Origin of the sequence: Streptomyces sp. NPDC006207, from assembly GCF_040613835.1 — a bacterium.
Lineage (GTDB): Bacteria > Actinomycetota > Actinomycetes > Streptomycetales > Streptomycetaceae > Actinacidiphila.
The window spans coordinates 37,861-58,441 of the sequence record NZ_JBEXSX010000049.1; the positions used below are offsets into that span (position 1 = coordinate 37,861).

The following is a 20,581-nucleotide window of genomic DNA, read 5'->3' on the forward strand; positions in this document are numbered from 1 at the left end:
GGCCGGGACCGCCGGACCGCCGGACCGCCGGACGGCCCGACGCAGCGACCGGATCGGAGGCAGGACGATGACGGTGCAGCCCCACCCGGAGGGGGAACGGCCCGCGTCACCGGAAGGCTGGTACGCCCGGTCCCCGCAGGACGTCGCCATGGCGTTCGAGGTCGACCCGGACGCCGGCCTGCCGGCGGCGCGGGTGACCGAACTGCTGGCCGCGCACGGCCCGAACGCGCTGCCCGAGGAGAAACCGCCGCCGGCGTGGCGGCGCTTCCTCGACCAGTACCGCAGCTACATGCAGATCATCCTGGTCGCCGCGGCCGTCGTCTCGTTCCTGATCGCCCAGTGGAGCACCGGCATCCTCCTGGTCCTGCTGACCCTGCTCAACGCGGTCGTCGGGCTGCGCCAGGAGGGCAAGGCCGAGAGCGCGATGAACGCCCTGAAGTCGATGATGAAGGCGACCGCGCGGGTGCGGCGGGACGGCACCGAGTCGGAGATCCCGGCCGAGGGAGTCGTGGCGGGCGACATCGTGCTCATCGCCGCCGGCGACCAGGTGCCGGCCGACGGGCGGATCGTCCGGGCCAACGCCCTGCAGATCGACGAGTCCGCGCTGACCGGCGAGAGCGTCCCCGCCGTCAAGGACACCGGCGCCCTGCCCGCGGGCGCCACCCCCCTCGGGCCCGGCGACCAGACCAACATGGCCTTCATGAACACCCCCGTCACGCACGGGAGCGGCGTCCTGATCGTCACCGGCACGGGCTCGGGCACGGAGCTGGGGAAGATCTCCGGGATGCTGTCGGCCACCGCCAAGGAGCAGTCGCCGCTGACCAAGGAGCTCGACGACCTCACCCTGTGGATCGCCGCGGCCGCGGGCCTGACGATGGTCGTGATGTTCGCCCTCGGCCGTGCCCGCGGCCAGGAGTGGGACGCGCTGTTCGTCAGCGCGGTGTCCCTGGCCATCGCCGCGATCCCCGAGGCGCTGCCCACGGTGACCCAGGTGATCCTCTCGGTCGGCAGCCTCAACCTCGCCCGGCGCAACGCGATCGTGAAGGAACTGCCCTCGGTCGAGACCCTCGGCTTCACCTCCGCCATCAACTCAGACAAGACCGGCACCCTGACGATGAACCAGATGACCGCCGTCGAGGTGGTCAGCCCCACCGACCGCTACACCGTCTCCGGCACCGGCTACGGCCTGGAGGGCAGGATCCACCACGCCGCGGGCTCCTCCGCGGGCATCGAGGACGCAATCCTGCCGTACGTGCTGGCCAGCGACGCCAAACTGGTGGACGGCACGGTGGTGGGCGACCCCACCGAGGGCGCGCTGCTCGTCCTCGGCCACAAGGCCGGGCTGGACATCGAGGCCACCCGCGAACGGCTGCCCCGGCTGGCCACCCTGCCGTTCGACCCCGGCTACAAGCTGATGGCCACCTTCCACTCGGCCACCGACGCCTCGGGCCGCCCGGTCGTACGGTGCTTCGTCAAGGGCGCGGCGCCGGCCGTGATGGCACGGGCCGCGACCGCGCTGTCCGCCGGTACGACCGTGCCCTGGGACGACGACCTCAGCCGGCGCGCCCAGGGGGCCACCGAGCGGATGGGCGGCGAGGGACGCCGCGTCATGGCCGCCGCCACCCGCGACCTGGACCCCGCCGGCTTCGACCCCGCCGGCGACCTCCTCGCCCTCGTCACCGACCTGCGGATGACCAGCCTCGTCGGCATGATCGACCCGCCCCGCGAGGAGTCCCGGGACGCGGTCGCGGACGCCCAGGCCGCCCACATCAGGGTCCGCATGGTCACCGGCGACGACGTCACCACCGGCGCCGCCATCGCGCGGCAGCTCGGCATCCCCGGCGAGGCGATGCTCGGCGCGGACTTCGCCGCGCTGCCGGAGGAGGAACGCCTCGCCCGCATCGACGACATCGGCGTGGTAGGACGGGTCGCCCCCGAGCACAAGGTCCTGCTCGCCGACACCCTCAAGAAGAAGGGCGAGGTGGTGGCGATGACCGGCGACGGCGTCAACGACGCCCCCGCCATCAAGGCCTCGGACATCGGCATCGCCATGGGCAGCGGCACCGACGTCGCCAAGAACGCCGGCCGCATGATCCTGTCCGACGACAACTTCGCCACGATCATCCACGCGGTGGAGGAGGGCCGGAAGCTCTACGACAACCTCACCAAGTACATCCGCTTCGTCCTCCTGCTGCTGGTCACCTTCGTCCTGACCTTCCTCGGCGCGACCCTGCTCAACATCGCCGCCGGTGAACCCTTCACCCCCGCCCAGGTCCTGTGGGTGCACTTCGTCGTCAACGCCCCCTTCGGCTTCGCCCTCGGCTTCGACCAGGAGAGCCCCGGCCTGATGCGCCGCACGCCCCGGCCCCGCGGGCAGTCCGTGCTCACCAGGCCCGTGCTGATCACCGTGGGGCTGAGCGGGCTGGCGGTCACCGTCATCCTGCTGGCCCTGATCAAGGTGGGGGAGAGCCACTTCCACAGCGCCGCCGTCGGCAACTCGATGGCCTTCACCGCCTTCGCGCTCTGCCTGATCGTGGCCGCGTTCGAGTGCCGCAGCGAAACCGCCTCCGTCCTCACGACCACCACCTTCGACAGCAAGCAGATGAACTGGGCGGCCCTGGGCGAGTTCGTCCTCGCCGTCCTGGTGACCCAGATGGACGGCTTCCGGCGCATCCTGGGCACCACCGGGATCAACCTGCGGCAGTTCGGCTGGGCCCTGCTGTCCGCCGTCGTCCTGCTGCTCCTGTGGGAGCTCGGCAAACTCCTGGCACGCCGGGTGCATGCGGCGGCCGCGGAGCGGGGCCGGGCGGCGCCGCTTCAGGTGCCCGCGGCGGGCAGTTCCAGCCTGAGCTCGTAGCCGCCGTCGGCCGTCGGGCCCGAGGTGACGGTGCCGCCGAGCAGCGCGGCGCGTTGCCGCAGGCCCACGAGGCCGTAGTGGGCGCTGGGCAGGGGGAGTGCGGGCCGGGTGGGGGCGGTGTTGGTGACCGTGACCCGGACGGTGCCGCCCTGGCGGTGGATCCGGACCCGTGCGGAGGCCCCGGGCGCGTGCTTGCGCACATTGGTCAGAGCCTCCTGGACGGTGCGGTACACCGCGCGCTGCACCGTCGGCGGCAGCCCGTCCGGCAGGTCCGGCTGCAGCTCGGCCTCGATGCCGCTGCCGCTCACCAGCCGTTCCAGGTCCGCGAGGGAGGGCTGCGGGGTCAGTTCCGTGGGCCGGCCGCCGGCCGCGCGCAGCACGCTCACCATGTGCCGCAGCTCGTCCAGGGTCTGCACGCTCAGCCGCCGGATCGTCGCCGCGGCCTCCTTGACCTCGGCGTCCTGCGTGCCGACCTGGAGCGCCCCGGCCCGTACGGCGATCAGGCTGACCTGGTGGGAGACCACGTCGTGCATCTCCCGCGCGAGCTGGGCGCGTTCCTTGGCCAGTACGGTCTGCGCGGTGAGCAGCCGCTCGTGGTCACGGGCCTCCGAGATCTCGGTGAGCCGCAGCGACAGGTCCCTCCGGGCCTGCACGAGCTGGCCCAGGAAGACCGGTGCGGCGGCCGTCGCGGCGGTGTAGCTCAGGGTGATCAGGGTCGAGGGCTCGGACAGGTCGAACTTCGGCGCGGGCCACGGCGCCATGTCGGCGATCGTGAAGGCCAGCGCGCAGCCGGCCAGCAGCCACCGGCGCTGGGAGAGCGAGGCGAGGGTGTAGAGCGCGGCCAGCGTGGCGAAGGCGGCGTCCGAGACCAGCACGGCGGGCAGCGCCAGGACGAAGGTGATCAGCGGCAGACGCCGGCGCAGCATCAGGGCGACGGCGCCGCCGAGGGCGCACCCGAGGCGCACCGGCTCCTCCGGGTCGACGTTGACCCAGATGTCGAACAGCGCGACCGCGACGACGACGAGGTCCACCACCACGGGTGTCGGACGCCGGAACCTCATCCGCCCTCACCGTCCTGCGGCCGCTTGAGCAGCCCCGCGCGCTCCGCGAGCAGCGCGGCCTGCACCCGGCTGCCCACCTGCAGCTTGGTCAGGATGGCGCTCACATGGTCCTTCACCGTGCCCGTCCCCAGGTGCATCCGCCCGGCGATGTCCGCGTTCGACAGGCCCTCGGCGACCAGGAGGAGGACGGCGCGCTCGCGCTCGGTCAGCCGGGCCACGCCGCGGGCCGCCGACTCCTGCGGGCCCGCGCCAAGGTAGCCGTCCACGACCGTCCGGGTGACCTTGGACGACAGCACGGCGCCGCCGTCGGCCAGGGTTCGCACCAGGAAGGGCAGTTCCTCGGGGTCGGTGTCCTTCAGCAGGAAACCGGCCGCGCCCGAGCGGAGCGCCGTGGTCACGTACTCGTCCATGTCGAAGGTCGTCAGCATCGCCACCACCGGAGGCTGCGGCAGCCGACGGAGCCCGGCCAGGACGGTGAGCCCGTCCACGTCGGGCATCCTGATGTCCAGCAGGACGACGTCGGGCTGGGCGTCCTGCGCCGTACGGATCGCCTGCCCGCCGGGCACCGCACCCACGACCTCGATGTCGTCCGCCGCGTCGAGGATGCGCTGGAAGCCCGTACGGATCAGGGCCTCGTCGTCGACCACCAATACCCGGATCACGCGTGCTCCACTCGCCACCGGACCCCTGCCCGATTCCTACCACGCCGCGCGCCGTCCGGCAGGTCACCGGGCCGCGTCCGGCCAGGTGACGGGGAGCGCCGGTCGGGGGCGGGCGCGGTTCCGGACGACTGCCCGACGGGGTGCCGCGGGCGGTTTCCACAACCCTGGAGCACTGACCAACGTAACACCGGGTGCGCCGCGGGCCACTGCGCGCGCGGTCCGGCGGTGCCCGGCAGGTTCGTGTTCCCCCGTGCGCCGCCCCGGCCCTCCGGCCCGGCTGATCAACCGGCGTCGTCCCGGGCGGGGAACCGGGCGAGTGCGACGGGCACCCAGGAATGGACCCTGACGTCGGGGTCGTCCGCGAGCCCGTGGATCGCCGGCAGGGTCCGCGGGCACCGTGCGGAACCGAGGCTGCTCAGCCCAGAGATCCGCACGCCCGGCGATACGTCGCAGAGCAGCCCGGTCAGGACGTCGGCGGCCCGCGGATCGGTCCCGCAATTCCCGGTCAGCGCCCCCGCCACCGCGCGGCGGACGCCCTCGTCCGGGTCCGCGGCGGCCCGCGCGAGCCGTTCGACGTCGGACGCGTGCCGGACGTAGCCGAGCAGCCAGAACGCCGTCCGCCGCAGTTCCGGGTCCGGATCGAGGGTCCAGGGGAGCAGCAGCGCGCGGGCGGAGGCGGGGTCCTCCTCGGCGAGGCGGGTCAGCTGCGCCGTGAGGGAGTCCTGGTCGTCCCCGAGGTCCGGGGCGTGGGCGCGCAGCAGTGCCGGCAGCGAGGCACGGCCCGCCGTGTGCACGAGGATCCCGGCGAGTACGGCGCGTGCGTACCAGCCCCGCGCCTCCACCACGGCCGCGAGGTGGGCCTCCAGCGCCGGGACGAGGGCCGCGTCGCGGGCGGCGAGCACCCGCCCCTCCAGCACGTGGAGGGCGTCGAGGTCCGCGTCGGGGTCCGCCAGTCCGGTGGCGAGGGCCTCGAGGTCGGCGACCGCCGTCTCGTCCATGGGGCCCCCTCCCGGTTCGTGCTTGCGGTACCGGGAGCCTACGGGCCCGGTACGACAGTGCCCGCGGGGCGTCAGTGGTGGAGGGCCGCCTTCGCGCGCTCCAGCGCGCCGCGGACCCCGGCCGAGAGGCTCTCGATGTCGTACGCGCGGTAGTGACGGCGGCCGTTGATGAAGAACGTCGGGGTCCCCGACACATTGCTCAGGTCCGCGGACTCGGCGTCCTCGGCGACCCGGACCGCGACGGAGCGGGTCTCGACGTCGCGCCGGAAGCGCTCGATGTCGAGCCCGATCGCCGTGGCCAGCCGTTCGAGTCCCCGCGAGTCGAGCGACTGGGGGTGGGCGAAGATCTGGTCGTGCATCTCCCAGAAGCGGTCCTGCTCGGCGGCGGCCTCCGTGGCGCGGGCGGCCTGGACGGCGTGGGGGTGCACGTCGGCGAGCGGCAGGTGGCGCCACACGTAACGGACATCGCCGAAGTCGGCGAGCAGGTCGCGGATGACGGGCTCCGCCTCGCCGCAGTAGGGGCACTCGAAGTCGCCGTACTCGACGACGGTGACCAGGGCGTCGTGCGGGCCGCGGACGTGGTCGCGCTCCGGGTCCACGGGGACGGCCAGGTCCTCCAGTTGCTGCGACTTGCCGAGCAGCGCCCGCCGGCGCACCGCCCGGGGCAGCCGGTTCAGGACGAGCGTGACGCACCAGGTGAGCAGGAAGGAGAGGACCACCGCGGCGAGGATGCCGACCTTCGCCTCGGCGAGCCGTCCGCCCTGGAACGCGCGGTCCGCGATGAGGAGGGCGATGGTGAAGCCGAAGCCGGAGATGGTGCCGCCGGCCGTCACCGCTCCCCAGCCGACCGCCGGGCGCAGCCGGCCGCGGCTGAGCCGGGTGGTCAGCGCGGAGGCGCCCACGATCCCGAGCGGTTTGCCCACCACGTACGCGACGACGATGCCGAGGGTGACGGGGGAGGTGAACGCGGCCGCCAACTGCCGTGCGTCGATGGTGATGCCGGCGTTGGCCAGGGCGAAGGCGGGGACGATGAGATAGCTGGTCCAGGGCCGGAAGAGCTCCTGCAGCCGGGAGTTGAGCGAGACCGACAGCGCCAGACCCCGCCGGGCGCTGCGCTCCAGCGCGGGTGTGGGCTGCTCCCTGAAACGCAGGTAGAGCGTGCTGGCCCGGCGCAGGTCGGCGCCGCGCGCCGGGTGGTCGCAGGCCATGAGACCGAGCGCCAGCCCGGTCACGACCGGGTCCACCCCGGAGCCGAGCAGGGCGAACCACACCGCCACGCCGGTCAGCGCGTAGGCGGCGCCGCGGAACTCGCCGCAGGTCCGCACGATGGAGTTGGCCGCCCCGATCCCGACGGCGAAGAGGCCGATGGCGACGAACAGTTCGGGCCACGAGATGCCGCTGGTGTACGCGAACGCGATCACGGCGAGCGCGATGAAGTCGTCGACGACGGACGCGGTCAGGATGAACGCCCGGGTGGCCGCGGGGAGTCTGCGGCCCAGCAGGGCGTACATCCCGAGGGCGAACGCGGTGTCGGTGGAGATCACGGTGCCCCAGCCGCGCGCTTCGGGGGTGCCGTGGGTGAAGGCGAGGTAGAGGCCGAGCGGTACGAGCATCCCGGCGAGTCCGGCCATGGTCGGCAGGGTGATCCGGGTCCGCTCGCGGAACTCGCCGAGGTCGAACTCCCGGCGGGCCTCCAGGCCCACGATGAAGAAGAACAGCGTCATCAGCCCGCTGTTGATCCACTCCCGCAGGTCGAGCGACACCCCCCGTGAACCCAGCGTGAGCGACAGATGGGTGTGCCACACCGACTCGTAGTTGCCCGGCGCCAGGTTGGCCCAGGCCAGGGCGACGACCGTGGCGGCCAGCAGGAAACCGGCGCCCGCCGTCTCGGTGCGCAGGAACCGCAGGCGCGGAGTGGTCACGCCGGGGCGGCGCGGAGTCTGCCCCGTTGCCCGCAGTGACGAGAACGCGCTCACCCGCACATCGTGGCACGCGCCCGCGACGGTGGCCTGTCGCACGGGCCACGGGTCAGGACCGCGGCCCGGGCGGGGGTTCCGCGGCGCGCGCCCGCCCTACGCACGGTGACCGCTCCGGCGGCCGCGGGCCCGGCGGTTGGCGCCCCGGCGCCGGACGTTCGAGACTGCAAGGAGACGACTTCTTCCCGTACGGCCGGACAGGCGCCCACGACCCCTCGTGGCAGCGGGCCGCTGGGACGCGGATGGTCGTAGACCCTCAGGGGATCACATGGTGGACAAATCAGCCGAAGCCGGTCGGCGCGACCAGGATGAAGCTTCAGCCGCCGGAGGTGATCGTGCCGGTCCGCGGACCGGCACGGAAAGGATCCTCGCGGAGACCCTGGCCGGCGTCGTCCACGTCGAGCAGGTCCGCGTCGACAGCAACTTCTTCGAGGACCTGGGCGCCGACTCCCTGGTGATGGCCCACTTCTGCGCACGGCTGAGGAAACGGCCGGACGCGCCGTCGGTGTCGATGAAGGAGATCTACCGCCACCCCACCGTCCGCAGCCTGGCGGCCGCCCTCGAGGAGGCCGCACCGGCCGCCCCCGCCGCTTCCGCCGCGGCGCCCGCCCCCTCCGCGCCCGGTGTGAACGGGTACACCGGCGCCGACCCGTCGCGCGCCGCGGTGCCTCGGCCGGCGGTGGGCCCGCCGTCCGGCACCCCCCACTACGTGCTGTGCGCGACGCTGCAGTTGGCCTTCTTCGTGGCGTACTCCTTCGGGGCCGCGCTCGTCCTCACCAAGGGCGTGGACTGGATCGCCGGAGCCTCCGGCCTGGTCGACACCTACCTGCGGGCGATCGCCTTCGGCAGCATGACCTTCGTCGCGGTGTGCGTGCTCCCGATCGTCGCCAAGTGGGTGCTCGTCGGCCGGTGGCGGCCCCGGCAGATCCGCATCTGGAGCCTGTCCTACCTGCGCTTCTGGTGCGTCAAGACCCTCATCCGGTCGGATCCGCTGGTGTTCTTCCACGGGTCGCCGCTGTACACGCTCTACCTTCGGGCACTCGGCGCGAAGATCGGACGCCGGGTCACCGTCCTGTCACGGCGCGTGCCGGTCTGCACCGACCTGCTCACCATCGGCGACGACACGGTGATCCGCAAGGACGTGTTCTTCTCCTGTTACCGCGCCGAGTCCGGGGTGATCCGGAGCGGCCCCGTTACGCTCGGCAAGGACGTGCTGGTCGGCGAGGTGACGGTGATCGACATCGACACGGTCATGGGCGACGGCACCCAGCTCGGGCACGCCTCCTCGCTCCACGCCGGCCAGCGCGTCCCCGACGGCGAGCACTGGCACGGCTCCCCCGCCCAGCCCGCCGAGGTCGACTACCGGGCCGTCGGCCCGGCCCGCTGCGGCACCGCGCGCAGGGCGGGCTACTCCCTCTCGCAGCTGCTGGGAGCGGTCCTGGTCTACGTGCCGCTGGCCGTCGCCGGCTCGGTGCTGCTGTTCGCCGCCGTGCCGCAGTTCGCCTCGCTCCTGGAGCCGGACCCCAGGGCGCTGACGACCTGGTCGTTCTACTCCGACGCCCTGGTCACCTCGGTCGCCCTGTTCTTCGGCGCGGTGGTGCTCGGCCTGCTGTTCACGGTGACGGTCCCGCGCGTGCTGAACCGCGCCGTCCGGCCGGACACGGTCTACCCCCTGTTCGGCTTCCGGTACGGGATGCACCGGACCATCGGCTTCCTGACCAACCGGCGTTTCTTCAAGACCCTGTTCGGCGACAGCTCGGCCATCGTCCACTACCTCGGCGGCCTGGGCTACCGGCTCTCCCACGTGGAGCAGACCGGGTCGAACTTCGGCACGATCATGAAGCAGGACAACCCGTTCCTCAGCGCCGTCGGCCGGGGGACGATGGTGGCCGACGGGCTGTCGATCATCAACGCCGACTTCTCCAGTTCGTCCTTCTGCGTCTCGCGCGTCACCATCGGGCCGCACAACTTCGTCGGCAACTACGTCGCCTACCCGTCGCAGGGCAGGACGGGGGACAATTGCCTCCTGGCGACCAAGGTCATGGTCCCGGTGGACGGGAAGGTGCGGGAGGGCGTCGGCCTGCTGGGCTCGCCCAGCTTCGAGATCCCGCGGTCCGTCCTGCGCGACAGCAAGTTCGACCACCTCAAGGACGGCGAGACCTTCCGGCGGCGCCTGGCGGCCAAGAACAAGCACAACGTCTCCACCATGGCGCTGCACCTGCTCGCGCGGTGGGTGTTCTTCTTCTGGGTGGCGCTCGTGGTGTCGGTGGCCGCGGACCTCTACGACGCGCTCGGGGTGTCGGTGATCGCGCTCGCCAACATCCTCACGCTCGCCTTCACGGTCGCCGACATGGTGCTGTCCGAACGCATCGCCACCGGCTTCCGCGGGCTGCGGCCGCTGTACTGCTCGATCTACGAACGCCCCTTCTGGCAGCACGAGCGGTACTGGAAGGTCACGAGCGTGAGCGAGGCGATCATGGTATTCAACGGCACGCCCTTCAAGAGCGTCATCTGGCGCTGGCTCGGCGTCCGGGTGGGCCGGCGGGTCTTCGACGACGGCTGCTACTTCCCGGAGCGTTCCCTGGTCGCCGTCGGGGACGAGTGCGTCCTCAACGAGGGCAGCCGCATCCAGTGCCACTCCCAGGAGGACGGCACCTTCAAGTCCGACCACAGCGCCCTCGGGGCCGGCTGCACGCTCGGCGTCGGCGCCCTCGTGCACTACGGGGTGACGATGGGCGACGAGGCGGTCCTCGCGCCGGACTCCTTCCTGATGAAGGGCGAGGAGATGCCGCAGGGGGCCCACTGGGCCGGCAACCCCGCCCGGGAGATGCCGGACGTGCTGCCGGTGCCCCCGGCGCACCGCGACGCCGCGACCGCGGCCCGGACCGGCTGAGCGGCGGCGCCGCGCCGCGTCCGGTGACCGGCCGGGACCCCCGGTGGCACGCGCGTCCGATCGGGCCAACACTGGTGGAGTACGGGCAAATCGACTACGGCGGGCGCCACTCAGCCGTTGTGGGCCCGCCGGACGGGTGGGCAAGGTGACGACTTCCCCCTTCGGGTCCGGCGACCCGTTCTCCGACCTCTTCAACCGCTTCTTCGGGATGAGTCCCGCGGCATCGCCGCCCGCGGTCCAGCGCGTCCCCATCGGGCGCCTGCTCAGCGACTCCTCGAACGAACTGCTGGCGGCCGCCGCGAGCCGGGCGGCCGCCGACGGCGCCGACCTCGACACCGAGCACCTGCTGTGGGCGGCCACCCGCGTACCTGCGGGCAGGCAGCTGCTGGAGCAGGCGGGTGTGGACCCCGACCGGCTGGCCGAGGACGTGGGCGCGATCCTGCCCTCGGGCACCGGCAGCGGGGAGCCGGCGCTGACCCCGGCGGCGAAACGCGCCCTGCTCGCCGCCCATGCGCGCTCCCAGGCCTCCGGCGCCTCCTACATCGGCCCGGAGCACATCCTCGCCGCGCTCGCGGACGACCCCCGCTCCGGCCTCGAGATGCGCTCCGAGGGCGCCGATCCCACGGCCCTGGCCGGAAAGGGCGGCGGCCCCCGGTCCGCGCCGACCGACACCCCGACCCTGGACGAGTACGGCCGGGACCTCACCGAGGAGGCGCGCGCCGGACGGCTGGACCCGGTGATCGGCCGGGGCGAGGAGATCGAGCAGACCGTCGAGGTGCTGTCCCGGCGGACGAAGAACAACCCCGTGCTCATCGGTGAACCCGGCGTCGGCAAGACCGCCATCGTCGAGGGCCTCGCGCAGCGCGTCGTGGCCGGCGAGGTGCCCAGGACGCTCCGGGACCGCAGGGTGGTCGGCCTCGACCTGGCCGGACTCGTGGCCGGCTCCAAGTACCGGGGCGAGTTCGAGGAACGCCTGAAGAAGGTGATCGACGAGGTCACCGCGGCGAAGAGCAGCGTCATCCTGTTCATCGACGAACTCCACACCGTCGTCGGCGCCGGGGCGGGCGGCGAGGGCGCCATGGACGCGGGGAACATCCTCAAACCCGCCCTGGCCCGCGGCGACCTGAGCGTGGTCGGCGCCACCACCATCGACGAGTACCGCAGGTACATCGAGAAGGACGCCGCCCTCGAGCGCCGCTTCCAGCCCGTGATGGTCCCCGAGCCCTCCGTCGACGAGACGGTCGAGATCCTGCGCGGGCTGCGCGACTCCTACGAGGCGCACCACCAGGTGCGTTACACCGACGAGGCACTGGACGCCGCGGCCGCCCTGTCCGACCGGTACGTCAGCGACCGCTTCCTGCCCGACAAGGCGATCGACCTCATGGACCAGGCCGGCGCCCGCGTGGGCCTGCGCTCCCTGGGCGGCCCGGGCCCGTCCGACGAGCTGGAGGAGCGCCTCACCAAGCTCCGCCGCGAGAAGGACGAGGCCGTCAGCACCGAGGACTTCGAACGCGCCGGCGGCCTCAAGGAGCGGATCCGGGAGCTGGAGAACGAACGCGCCGCGGTCACCGCGGAACGGGAACAGCCCCCCGGCGTCACGGCCGAGGACATCGCCGAGGTGCTGTCCGCGCGCACCGGCATCCCCGTCTCCCAGCTGAACGAGACCGAACGCGAGCGGCTGATGAAGCTGGAGGAGGACCTCCACCGGCGGGTGATCGGCCAGGACGAGGCGGTCGACGCCGTCGCCCAGGCCGTGCGCCGCGGCCGCGCCGGCATGGGCGACCCCGACCGGCCCACCGGCAGCTTCCTCTTCCTCGGACCGACCGGCGTCGGCAAGACGGAACTCGCCAAGGCGCTCGCCGAGCTCCTCTTCGGCGACCCCGAACGCATGATCCGCTTCGACATGAGCGAGTTCCAGGAGAAGCACACCGTCTCCCGGCTCGTCGGCTCCCCGCCCGGCTACGTCGGGTACGAGGAGGCCGGGCAGCTCACCGAGGCGGTGCGCCGCAAGCCGTACAGCGTCGTGCTGTTCGACGAGGTCGAGAAGGCCCACCCGGACGTCTTCAACCTGCTGCTGCAGGTGCTGGACGACGGGCGCCTCACCGACGCCCAGGGCCGCACGGTGGACTTCCGGAACACCGTGGTCATCATGACCAGCAACATCGCCTCCAAGCACATCCTCGACCACGAAGGGGCCGTCGACGACATCAGGGACGACCTGATGGCCGAGCTCCAGGCGCATTTCCGGCCCGAGTTCCTCAACCGCATCGACGAGATCATCGTCTTCCACGCGCTGACCCGGTCGGACCTCGTGCAGATCGTCGACCTCCTGCTGGAGCGCAGCCGCCGCAGGCTCCACGCCCAGCAGGTCGGCCTCGAGGTCACCCAGGCCGCCAAGGAGTGGCTGGCCGACCGGGGCTACCAACCGGAGTTCGGGGCGCGGCCGTTGCGCCGCACCATCCAGACCGAACTCGACAACAGGCTCTCCAACATGCTGCTCGACGGCACCATCAACCCCGGGGACACGGTCGTCGCCGACGTCAAGGACGGGCAGCTGTCCCTCGGCCTCAAGGAGGGCGAACCGCGGGAGCCGGCCAAGGAGGCGGCGGCGTCAGACGGTTGACCCCGGCCCACCGCGCAGCTTCACGGGCGGGCATCCGCCACGGGCCCGCGCCCTCCCCGGAACCGCACGGGGCGGGCGCCAGGAGGAGACGGAAATGACCGGTCACATGTACCTGGCCTACGACTACCCGGTCCTGGGCGCGTTCTGGACGATGATGTGGATCTTCCTGTGGGTGATCTGGATCTTCCTCATCGTCCGCGTCGTGATGGACGTCTTCCGCGACGACACCATGAACGGATGGGCCAAGGCGGCCTGGCTGCTCTTCGTGCTCGTCCTCCCCTTCATCGGGATCCTCGCCTACCTCCTCTTCCGCGGCTCGGGCATGGGCAAGCGCGAGGCGGAGCAGGCGCGCACCCGCCAGAAGGCGTTCGACGACTACATCCGCGAGACCGCGGGCGGCGCCGGCACGGCGACGGGCGGGGTCGACGCGCTCGCCAAGCTCTCGGAGCTCAAGGCCAGGGGCGACCTGACCGAGGAGGAGTTCCAGCGCTTCAAGGAGAAGGTCCTGCACTGAGCCGTCCCAGCCCTTCGTCCCGCGGCGGCGTCCGCCGCCGCGGGCACCGCCGGGAGACACGATGAACGCACCGTACGGACACGCCACGACGCAAGGGCCGGCCGACCCCGACGAGGTGCTCGGCAAGCTGGGGGGCTCCTGGGGATGGTCCCTGGGCTTCGGCCTCGCGACGCTCGTGGCGGGGGTGACCGTGCTCGTCTGGCCGGACGAGACGCTGCACGTGCTGGCGGTCGTCATCGGCCTGTACCTGCTGGTCACGGGGGTCTTCCACTTCGTCACGGCGTTCTCCCGCCGGGACGGCGGCAGCAGGGTGACGGCGGTGATCGTCGCGGTGGTCGCCGTGCTCGCGGGGGTGCTGTGCCTGCGGCACCCGCTGCAGACCGCCGCCGTGCTCTCCCTCGTCCTCGGCGCCTACTGGCTGGTGTCCGGCCTGCTCGTGGGCTTCATCGCCGTCGCGGGACGGGACATGCCGCACCGGGGCATGGCCTTCGCCGTGGCCGCGCTCGGCGTCGTCGCGGGGATCGTCGTGCTCGCCTTCCCCGTGCAGTCGGCGGTCGCACTGGCCCGGCTGGTCGGGCTGTGGCTCGTGCTGCTCGGCCTGGCCGAGGTGGCGGCGGCGCTCGCCTTGCGCTCCCTCGCGAAACGGTCGGCGCCCGCACCTCCGCACGTGTGATCAGGGCCCCGCGCCGTCGTAGGCGGCCCGTAGGGGCGGGACCGGGGTCTGCAGGGACTGTTCGGCCCAGATGGTCTTGCCCTCGCCGTGGTAGCGGGTGCCCCACTGGTCGGCGCAGCGGGAGACGATGAACAGGCCGCGCCCGCTCTCGTCCAGGGTGCGGGCGTGCTTCAAGTGAGGCGCGCTGGCTCCCGCGTCGCTGACCTCGCAGGTCAGCGTGGCGTCCAGCACGAGCCGCAGTTGCAGGGGAGGGGCCCCGTACCGCACCGCGTTGCCGACCAGTTCGCTGACGATCAGCTCCGTGGTGAAGGCCGTCTCCTCGTCGACCCCCCACTGCGCCAGCCGGCGCCGCGCCAACGACCGCGCGATGGGCGCCGCCTCCGCGTCGCTGGGCAGCGGGCAGGTCAGCACCCGGTCGCCGGGGAACCCCCGGGTGCGGGCGAACAGCATGAGCAGGTCCCCGGGCTGGCTGCCGTTCCTGATGGCGTACGCGAAGGCGTCGCTCAGCTCCTGCAGCGGGCCCCGGCCGTACCGCTCCAGCAGGCCGTGCAGCGTTCCCGAGCCCGGGTGGAGCAGGTCCGTCAGCGGGGAGGTGCCGAACAGCAGGGTGGTGTGCTCGGGGAGCGCGACCGTGGCGGCGGAGAAAGGGGTGTTGCTCGTCTCCGCCAGCAGCGGACCGGCAGAGACGGACAGCGACTCGATCGCGCCGTCGGGGAAGACGGCGATCGGCTGCGGGTGGCCCGCGAGGGCGATCGTGCAGGTGAGGTCGAGCGGGTCGTAGACGGCGATGACGCACTCCGCGGTCAGCGGCTCGCGGTGCAGGGGGTCCCCGGCCGGCAGCGCCGCCCGCTCCTCGGCCAGCCGGGTCGCCGTGTCGCTCAGCCGGGCCAGCAGTTCCTCGGGCTGCAGGTCGAGCGCGGCCAGGGAGTGGATCACCGTACGCAACTGCCCCATGGTGGTGGCGGCCTCGACGCCCCGCCCCTTGACGTCACCGGCGACCAGCGCCGTCCGTGCCCCGGGCAGCGGGATCACGTCGAACCACGCCCCTCCGCCCTCCACGCCCGGCAGGTGGAGGTGGGACGTCTCCAGCGCGATCCGCGGCGCCGGCCGCTGCGGCAGCAGCCGGCGCTGCACGGTCGCGGCGATGGTGCGCTCGCGGGTGAAGCGCCGGGCGTTCTCGATGCACAGCGCCGCGTGGGTGCACACGTCCAGCGCCAGCCTGACGTCCTCCTCGTCGAAGAGGTCCTCGTCCTCGTGCCGGTAGAAGCTGACCAGGCCCAGCGCCTCACCGCGCACCGCCAGCGGCGCCACGATCAGCGAGTGCACGTTCTGCCGGCGGATCGCGTCGGCCCGGGCGGGGTCCGCCGCCAGCCACATGCTGTTCTCGTCCACGTGGATGAGCCGCGGCTGCAGATCGGCCAGCACGCGGGCGAACGGGGTGCCGTAGGGCAGGTGCCGGACGTCCCCCACGGGGTACGCCGAGATCTTCCCGCGGTAGGCGGCCCTGCGCAGCGGCACGTCGCGGTCGACGGGGACCAGCGGCGGCACCTCGCCGCGCACGACGTCCTCCACCACCTCCACCACCACGATCCCGGCGAACGCCGGGACCACCGTCTCCGCGAGCTCCTCGCAGACCGCGACGACGTCCAGCCGCTGCCCCACCCGCTCGCGCACCGCGTCCAGGACGGCCATCCGCCGGCGGCTCGTCTGCCGCTCGGTGACGTCGGAGGCCGCGGCCACCAGCCCCAGCACCTCGCCATGCGGGCCCTCCAGACGGAAGACGGACGTGAGGTACATGCGCCGGTGCGGCCGGCCCTCGCCCAGTGCGCCGCGCACCAGGCGGTTCACCACCGGCTCGCCGGTCTCCAGCACCCGCCGGGCGACCTCCTCCTCCGTCACCGGGTCGTCCAGCTGGAACACCTCGCTGAAGTGCCGCCCGGGGCTGAGCGCGGCATCGTGCAGCGCCCGCGTCGCGCTGTTCATCCGCACCAGGCGCAACTGGTCGTCGAGGACGTGCAGACCCACCGGGGCCTGCGAGAACATCACCTTCAGCAGCGCCATGTCCCGCACCCCGAGGGCGTCGCCGCCCGCGCGCACCTCCCACATCACGCAGGCACCGCGCAGGAGCGGCCTGACCAGCAGCTCGCTCTGGCCCAGGGCTGATCCGGGCGCGCGGACGAGGTCGGCGACGGGCCGTCCCACGGCCCGGTCGGCGGGCAGGCCGAACAGCTCCTCGGCCTTGGGCCGCCACTCGGCCACCCGCCCGTCCTCGTCGACGAGCAGGAGCACGTCACCGCCACCCGCCATCCGCACGCACCTCCCACCTCACCCTCTCCCACCCCACCAGCCCCCGCACCCTGGCGTTTCCCCCCGGCGGAGGGTCCGCCGCCGCGACCGTGTCAGGAGGTGAGGAGCCGCTCGTCGGACGGTGCGGGGGAGGGCGAGGGGAACCCGTCGCGGTACTGCACCGCGATCATGGCGATGTCGTCGTCGAGCGTGATGGCGCCGCCGCCCACGTGCAGGGAGAGCCCGTCGAGCACGTGCTGGAGCAGTTCCTCCGGACGGGAGCCCGGCCAGTCGGCCACGTGGGCGCCCAGGTCGTAGAACTGGCCGTCGTCGTTGCGGGCCTCGATGGCGCCGTCGGTGTAGAGCAGCAGCGTCGCCTCACGGCCGAAGGGGAAGGTGTCGACGACGTAGTCCTCGGCGTTCAGGCTCCCCAGGCCGAGCGGGGGAGAGGGCACGGCCGGGGCCAGCAGCAGGGTGTCGGACCGCTGCGCCATGTAGGGCGGGGGGTGCCCGCAGGTGACCATGTGGATCTCGGCGCAGCCGTCGGGGACCTCCAGGACCAGCGCGGTGATGAACCGTTCCACGGCGTCGCTGTCGGTGCGGCCGGTCTCCTCGAAGTGGCCGCGCACCGCGTGCTCCAGGTCGGCCACCAGCTCCGGGAGCGAGCCGAACCTGCGGGCGGCCCCCCGGAACGCCCCGAGCAGGGCCTCCGCGTCCTCGACCGCCGGCAGCCCCTTGCCCTTGACGTCCCCGATCAGGAAACGGACCCCCGCCGCGCTCCGGGCCACCGCGTACAGGTCCCCGCCGATCTGCGCGTACGGATGGGAGGCGTGGTACGTGGCCCGCACGAGCAACGGCCCGATGCGCGGGGGCAGCGGGCGCAGCAGGACGCGCTGGATGGTGTCGGACACGATCCGCACCTCCATCAGCTCCCGGACGCTGCGGTCCCGGATGCTGCGGGAGGCGATGACGAAGGCCGAGACGAGGAGGATCTCCAGCTGGTGGACGGCGGGGATGGAGGTGCCCAGCAGGTTGTCGTGGACGTCCAGCACGAAGGCGGCGACGCAGGACAGGGCGGCGCTCAAGGTCGTCGTCCCCGGTCCCGCCAGCACGGCCGTGGTGGCGGGGACCACCACCATCAGCGAGGCCAGGTGCTCGGTGGGCGGCAGTACGAAGCCGGTGACGACGATCGCGCCGATCATGAACAGGGCCAGCGCCAGTGGCCCGTGGCCCTGGGTCACCTGCGTCACCCAGGAGGGGCCGGGCCCTGAGCCCGGCGCGGCCGCCCGCCGCCCGGGCAGCCGCCACAGGCGGTGCGTGAGACTGCCCTTCATCGCGGCTCCGGGTCCCTGACGGGGCCGGGGGCCGCGGCGCGAAGGTCGTCCTCCACCGCTGGCGCTCCCATACACCGAATGTACGCCCGGCAAACATCTCCGGTCATCGCACCGCTTAATGGCAGCATTCGGAAAAAGCGGACGGAGCGAGGGAGGGCGGCGGTGCGCCCTCCCCGGAGGCCGGGGACCGTCAGCCTGTGAACGCCTCGACCAGGGTCCAGACGGCCAGGCCCGCCATGCAGGCGCCGCCGATGCGCTGGACGGTCTTCAGCGGCACCTTCTTGGCGATGAACCGGCCCACCACCAGGGCCAGGGCGGAAACCGACATCAGGGCCGCGGCCGAGCCGACGGCTGTGGGCAGCCAGCCGTTGGTGGCGGCGAGGTTGGCGGTGGTGATCTGCGTGAGGTCGCCCCACTCGCCGATGAAGACGGCCATGAAGGCGGTGGAGTACACCGGCCAGAAACCGGTCACGGTCCTGCCGGCCTCGTCGTGGTCGTCGTCGCCCCCGCTCCGCAGAAGCATCACGGCGCCGAAGGCGAACAAGGCGGCGGAGACCAGCTTCACGGCCATGTTCGGCAGCATGCTGATCAGGCTGCCGGCGCCCACCGCGATGGCCACGTGCACGATGAAGGCGGTCGAGGTGCCGAACCAGACGTACAGCGGGCGCATGCGCGTGCCCATCGCCAGTGAGGCGAACATCGTCTTGTCCGGGAGCTCGGCGAGGAAGATCAGCCCGAAGGCGGTGACGAGCGCCAGGGGGTCGAAGGTCATTCCGGTGCTTTCTGCTGGGGCCGGACCGCGGACTCGACGGCACCCAGGGGGCGACGGGAAGCGCCAACGGCCCGGCACGACGGTGCGGCCCGCACGTCGGTGCGGACCACGTCTTGCCTTGGCCGAAGGTCTCGTCCACCCCCGCACCCGGTGCGGCGGCCCGGTGGCCGGGACGTCCAGGACGTCCAGTGTGTCGACCAGCCGGTATTGCGGGACTACTCCCCTTCGCTGCGGCCCAGTGTACCCAACGCGCGGATCGTCCCCGCCGGCCCGGCGGCGGACGTGCGCGCCCTTGTGCGACGCCCGCCCGTTCGGTCGGCGGCGCGGGATACTGGCCGCATGAAGCTGACGGTGTTCTGGGAACGGATGCGCACGCACTTCGGCGAGACGTACGCCGATTCCTTCGCGCGCGACCACGTGATGTCCGAGCTCGGCGGCCGGACCGTGCACCAGGCACTGGACGAGGGCTGGGAGACCAAGGACGTGTGGCGGGCGGTCTGCGCGGCCGTCGACGTTCCGGCCTCGCGCCGCTGATCACGGGGTGGGACTGGGGTCGTGGCGGGAAGCGACGAGACGATAGCCGGGGCGGCCGCGGGTCCGCGGACGCCGGGGGAGCCCGGGGAGGGCGCGGGGGGTTCCGCGATGCCGCGGTGGCTGCCGAAGGCGATGCTGCTGGCGATCGCGCTGCTGGCCGCCTTCCAACTGGCGAACTGGGCGTTCCACCAGGTCATCGGGTTGCTGGTGAACATCCTGCTGGCCTTTTTCGGCGCCCTGGCGATCGAGCCGGCGGTGGACTGGATGGCCGCGCGCGGCATGCGCAGGGGGTGGGCGACCGGGCTGGTGTTCCTGGTCGTGCTCGCCGCGGGCGGGATCTTCGTGGTGCTGCTCGGTTCCCTGCTGGTGGACCAGATCACCTCGATCGGGCGAAATCTGCCGGAGTACGTCGACGACGTGGTCGTGTGGGTCAACCACACCTTCGGCACCGACCTGTCCGTCGGCAAGGTGCAGGAGAACGTGCTGCACTCCGACTGGCTGCGCACCTACGTGCAGCGGCAGGCGGGCAACGTGTGGGGGCTGTCGGCGACGGTCCTCGGCGGGGTCTTCCAGGTGCTGACGATCAGCCTGTTCACCTTCTACTTCGCCGCCGACGGGCCCCGGATGCGCCGTGCCGTGTGCTCGGTGCTGCCGCCCGCCCGGCAGGCCGAGGTGCTGCGGGCCTGGGAGATCGCGGTGGCCAAGACCGGCGGCTACCTGTACTCGCGGGCGCTGATGGCGCTGATCTCGGCCGTCTCCCACTACGTGCTGTTCGTGGTCATCGGGGTGCCGTACGCGCCGGCGCTGGCGGTCTGGGTCGGCGTGGTCTCGCAGTTCGTGCCGACGGTCGGCACGTACCTGGCGGGGGCGCTGCCGATGCTGATCGCGTTCACGCAGGACCCGTGGGACGCGGTGTGGGTGCTCGGCTTCGTCGTGGTCTACCAGCAGTTCGAGAACTACGTGCTGCAGCCGCGGATCACCGCGCGCACCGTCGACATCCACCCCGCGGTGGCCTTCGGGTCGGTGATCGCCGGCACGGCGCTGCTGGGGGCGGTGGGCGCGCTGGTGGCGATCCCGGCGACGGCGACGCTGCAGGGCTTCCTCGGGGCGTACGTGAAGCGGTACGCCGTCACGGACCCGCGGGCGCACGGGCCGCAGCGGCGGCCGCTGTTCCGGTTCCGGTCGCGCCGGACCGGCCGGGGGAGCGGCCCGGGCGACGGGCAGGGCACCGGTCCGGGCGGTGACGGGCCGGGCGACGGACCGGAGGGGCCCGCGGGGGCGTGAGGGACCGGCGGGACGGCCGGAACGGGGCGGACGGGGCGGGCGGCGGGGGCGGCCGAGGTCCGGGAGTCGCTTGACACGAAAATCGAACATCCATTCTCATGGATGTCCCGGACC

The 20,581-nt window shown here is 72.7% G+C and carries 14 protein-coding genes; 7 read left to right on the forward strand and 7 right to left on the reverse strand.

The genetic code is table 11. The features are described 5' to 3' along the window. Positions 1–67: 67 nt before the first annotated feature. On the forward strand, positions 68–2,857 hold the full coding sequence (locus ABZ312_RS31480; protein WP_500439247.1) for a cation-translocating P-type ATPase: 2,790 nt from the start codon (positions 68–70) through the stop codon (positions 2,855–2,857). Here ABZ312_RS31480 and ABZ312_RS31485 read toward each other — a convergent pair. The 4 genes from ABZ312_RS31485 to ABZ312_RS31500 all read right to left on the reverse strand — a co-directional run bounded on the left by ABZ312_RS31485 (position 2,818) and on the right by ABZ312_RS31500 (position 7,554). Continuing rightward, entirely contained in the window at positions 2,818–3,918 is a 1,101-nt protein-coding gene (locus ABZ312_RS31485; protein ID WP_500329068.1) for a sensor histidine kinase, read from the reverse strand. The genes ABZ312_RS31480 and ABZ312_RS31485 overlap by 40 nt on opposite strands. Continuing rightward, positions 3,915–4,580 (reverse strand): response regulator, encoded by a 666-nt coding sequence (locus ABZ312_RS31490; RefSeq protein ID WP_499514378.1) that lies wholly within the window; start codon positions 4,578–4,580, stop codon positions 3,915–3,917. Before ABZ312_RS31490 ends, ABZ312_RS31485 begins: the two co-directional genes overlap by 4 nt. 281 nt (positions 4,581–4,861) lie before the next feature. Beyond that, entirely contained in the window at positions 4,862–5,578 is a 717-nt protein-coding gene (locus tag ABZ312_RS31495) for a HEAT repeat domain-containing protein (protein ID WP_500439248.1), read from the reverse strand. 71 nt (positions 5,579–5,649) lie between these two features. Continuing rightward, entirely contained in the window at positions 5,650–7,554 is a 1,905-nt protein-coding gene (locus ABZ312_RS31500; protein WP_500439249.1) for a Na+/H+ antiporter NhaA, read from the reverse strand. A gap of 268 nt (positions 7,555–7,822) precedes the next feature. Here ABZ312_RS31500 and ABZ312_RS31505 point away from each other — a divergent pair, with 268 nt between their 5' ends. The 4 genes from ABZ312_RS31505 (at position 7,823) to ABZ312_RS31520 (ending at position 14,257) form a co-directional block, all read left to right on the forward strand. Then, entirely contained in the window at positions 7,823–10,447 is a 2,625-nt protein-coding gene (locus ABZ312_RS31505) for a Pls/PosA family non-ribosomal peptide synthetase (protein WP_500439250.1), read from the forward strand. A 145-nt stretch (positions 10,448–10,592) separates the two neighbouring features. Beyond that, positions 10,593–13,070, forward strand: coding sequence for an ATP-dependent Clp protease ATP-binding subunit (locus ABZ312_RS31510; RefSeq protein ID WP_500360164.1), 2,478 nt, complete (start codon positions 10,593–10,595; stop codon positions 13,068–13,070). 94 nt (positions 13,071–13,164) lie between these two features. After that, positions 13,165–13,584 carry an SHOCT domain-containing protein gene (locus ABZ312_RS31515; RefSeq protein ID WP_500360165.1) on the forward strand — a complete coding sequence of 140 codons (420 nt, stop codon included), beginning with the start codon at positions 13,165–13,167 and terminating at the stop codon, positions 13,582–13,584. Between the two features lie 61 nt (positions 13,585–13,645). Continuing rightward, positions 13,646–14,257, forward strand: a complete 612-nt coding sequence (locus tag ABZ312_RS31520; RefSeq protein WP_500329062.1) for an HdeD family acid-resistance protein — start codon at positions 13,646–13,648, stop codon at positions 14,255–14,257. Here the strand turns inward: ABZ312_RS31520 and ABZ312_RS31525 are convergent, their stop codons facing one another. The 3 genes from ABZ312_RS31525 to ABZ312_RS31535 all read right to left on the reverse strand — a co-directional run bounded on the left by ABZ312_RS31525 (position 14,258) and on the right by ABZ312_RS31535 (position 18,649). Further along, positions 14,258–16,564, reverse strand: a complete 2,307-nt coding sequence (locus ABZ312_RS31525) for a SpoIIE family protein phosphatase (protein WP_500329061.1) — start codon at positions 16,562–16,564, stop codon at positions 14,258–14,260. It abuts the gene before it with no gap. Positions 16,565–16,656: 92 nt separating this feature from the next. Next, on the reverse strand, positions 16,657–17,877 hold the full coding sequence (locus tag ABZ312_RS31530) for a PP2C family protein-serine/threonine phosphatase (RefSeq protein ID WP_500360881.1): 1,221 nt from the start codon (positions 17,875–17,877) through the stop codon (positions 16,657–16,659). Positions 17,878–18,067: 190 nt separating this feature from the next. After that, the gene (locus tag ABZ312_RS31535) at positions 18,068–18,649 is read right to left on the reverse strand and encodes a TMEM165/GDT1 family protein (RefSeq protein WP_499514386.1); all 582 of its coding nucleotides are present in this window, start codon (positions 18,647–18,649) and stop codon (positions 18,068–18,070) included. A gap of 339 nt (positions 18,650–18,988) precedes the next feature. Between ABZ312_RS31535 and ABZ312_RS31540 the strand changes: the two genes are divergently transcribed. Together ABZ312_RS31540 and ABZ312_RS31545 are read left to right on the forward strand one after the other, a co-directional pair. After that, positions 18,989–19,183 (forward strand): DUF3046 domain-containing protein, encoded by a 195-nt coding sequence (locus tag ABZ312_RS31540; protein WP_499514387.1) that lies wholly within the window; start codon positions 18,989–18,991, stop codon positions 19,181–19,183. A gap of 21 nt (positions 19,184–19,204) precedes the next feature. Next, on the forward strand, positions 19,205–20,467 hold the full coding sequence (locus ABZ312_RS31545) for an AI-2E family transporter (RefSeq protein WP_500329059.1): 1,263 nt from the start codon (positions 19,205–19,207) through the stop codon (positions 20,465–20,467). The last annotated feature ends 114 nt before the right edge of the window (positions 20,468–20,581 follow it).

Excerpts from the sequence above, each read along its gene's own strand:
- ABZ312_RS31515 (WP_500360165.1), top strand. The coding sequence starts at position 13,165 with ATGACCGGTCACATGTACCTGGCCTACGACTACCCGGTCCTGGGCGCG.
- ABZ312_RS31485 (WP_500329068.1), bottom strand. The coding sequence starts at position 3,918 with ATGAGGTTCCGGCGTCCGACACCCGTGGTGGTGGACCTCGTCGTCGTC.
- ABZ312_RS31540 (WP_499514387.1), top strand. The coding sequence starts at position 18,989 with ATGAAGCTGACGGTGTTCTGGGAACGGATGCGCACGCACTTCGGCGAG.
- ABZ312_RS31520 (WP_500329062.1), top strand. The coding sequence starts at position 13,646 with ATGAACGCACCGTACGGACACGCCACGACGCAAGGGCCGGCCGACCCC.
- ABZ312_RS31535 (WP_499514386.1), bottom strand. The coding sequence starts at position 18,649 with ATGACCTTCGACCCCCTGGCGCTCGTCACCGCCTTCGGGCTGATCTTC.
- ABZ312_RS31530 (WP_500360881.1), bottom strand. The coding sequence starts at position 17,877 with ATGAAGGGCAGTCTCACGCACCGCCTGTGGCGGCTGCCCGGGCGGCGG.
- ABZ312_RS31480 (WP_500439247.1), top strand. The coding sequence starts at position 68 with ATGACGGTGCAGCCCCACCCGGAGGGGGAACGGCCCGCGTCACCGGAA.
- ABZ312_RS31495 (WP_500439248.1), bottom strand. The coding sequence starts at position 5,578 with ATGGACGAGACGGCGGTCGCCGACCTCGAGGCCCTCGCCACCGGACTG.
- ABZ312_RS31525 (WP_500329061.1), bottom strand. The coding sequence starts at position 16,564 with ATGGCGGGTGGCGGTGACGTGCTCCTGCTCGTCGACGAGGACGGGCGG.
- ABZ312_RS31505 (WP_500439250.1), top strand. The coding sequence starts at position 7,823 with ATGGTGGACAAATCAGCCGAAGCCGGTCGGCGCGACCAGGATGAAGCT.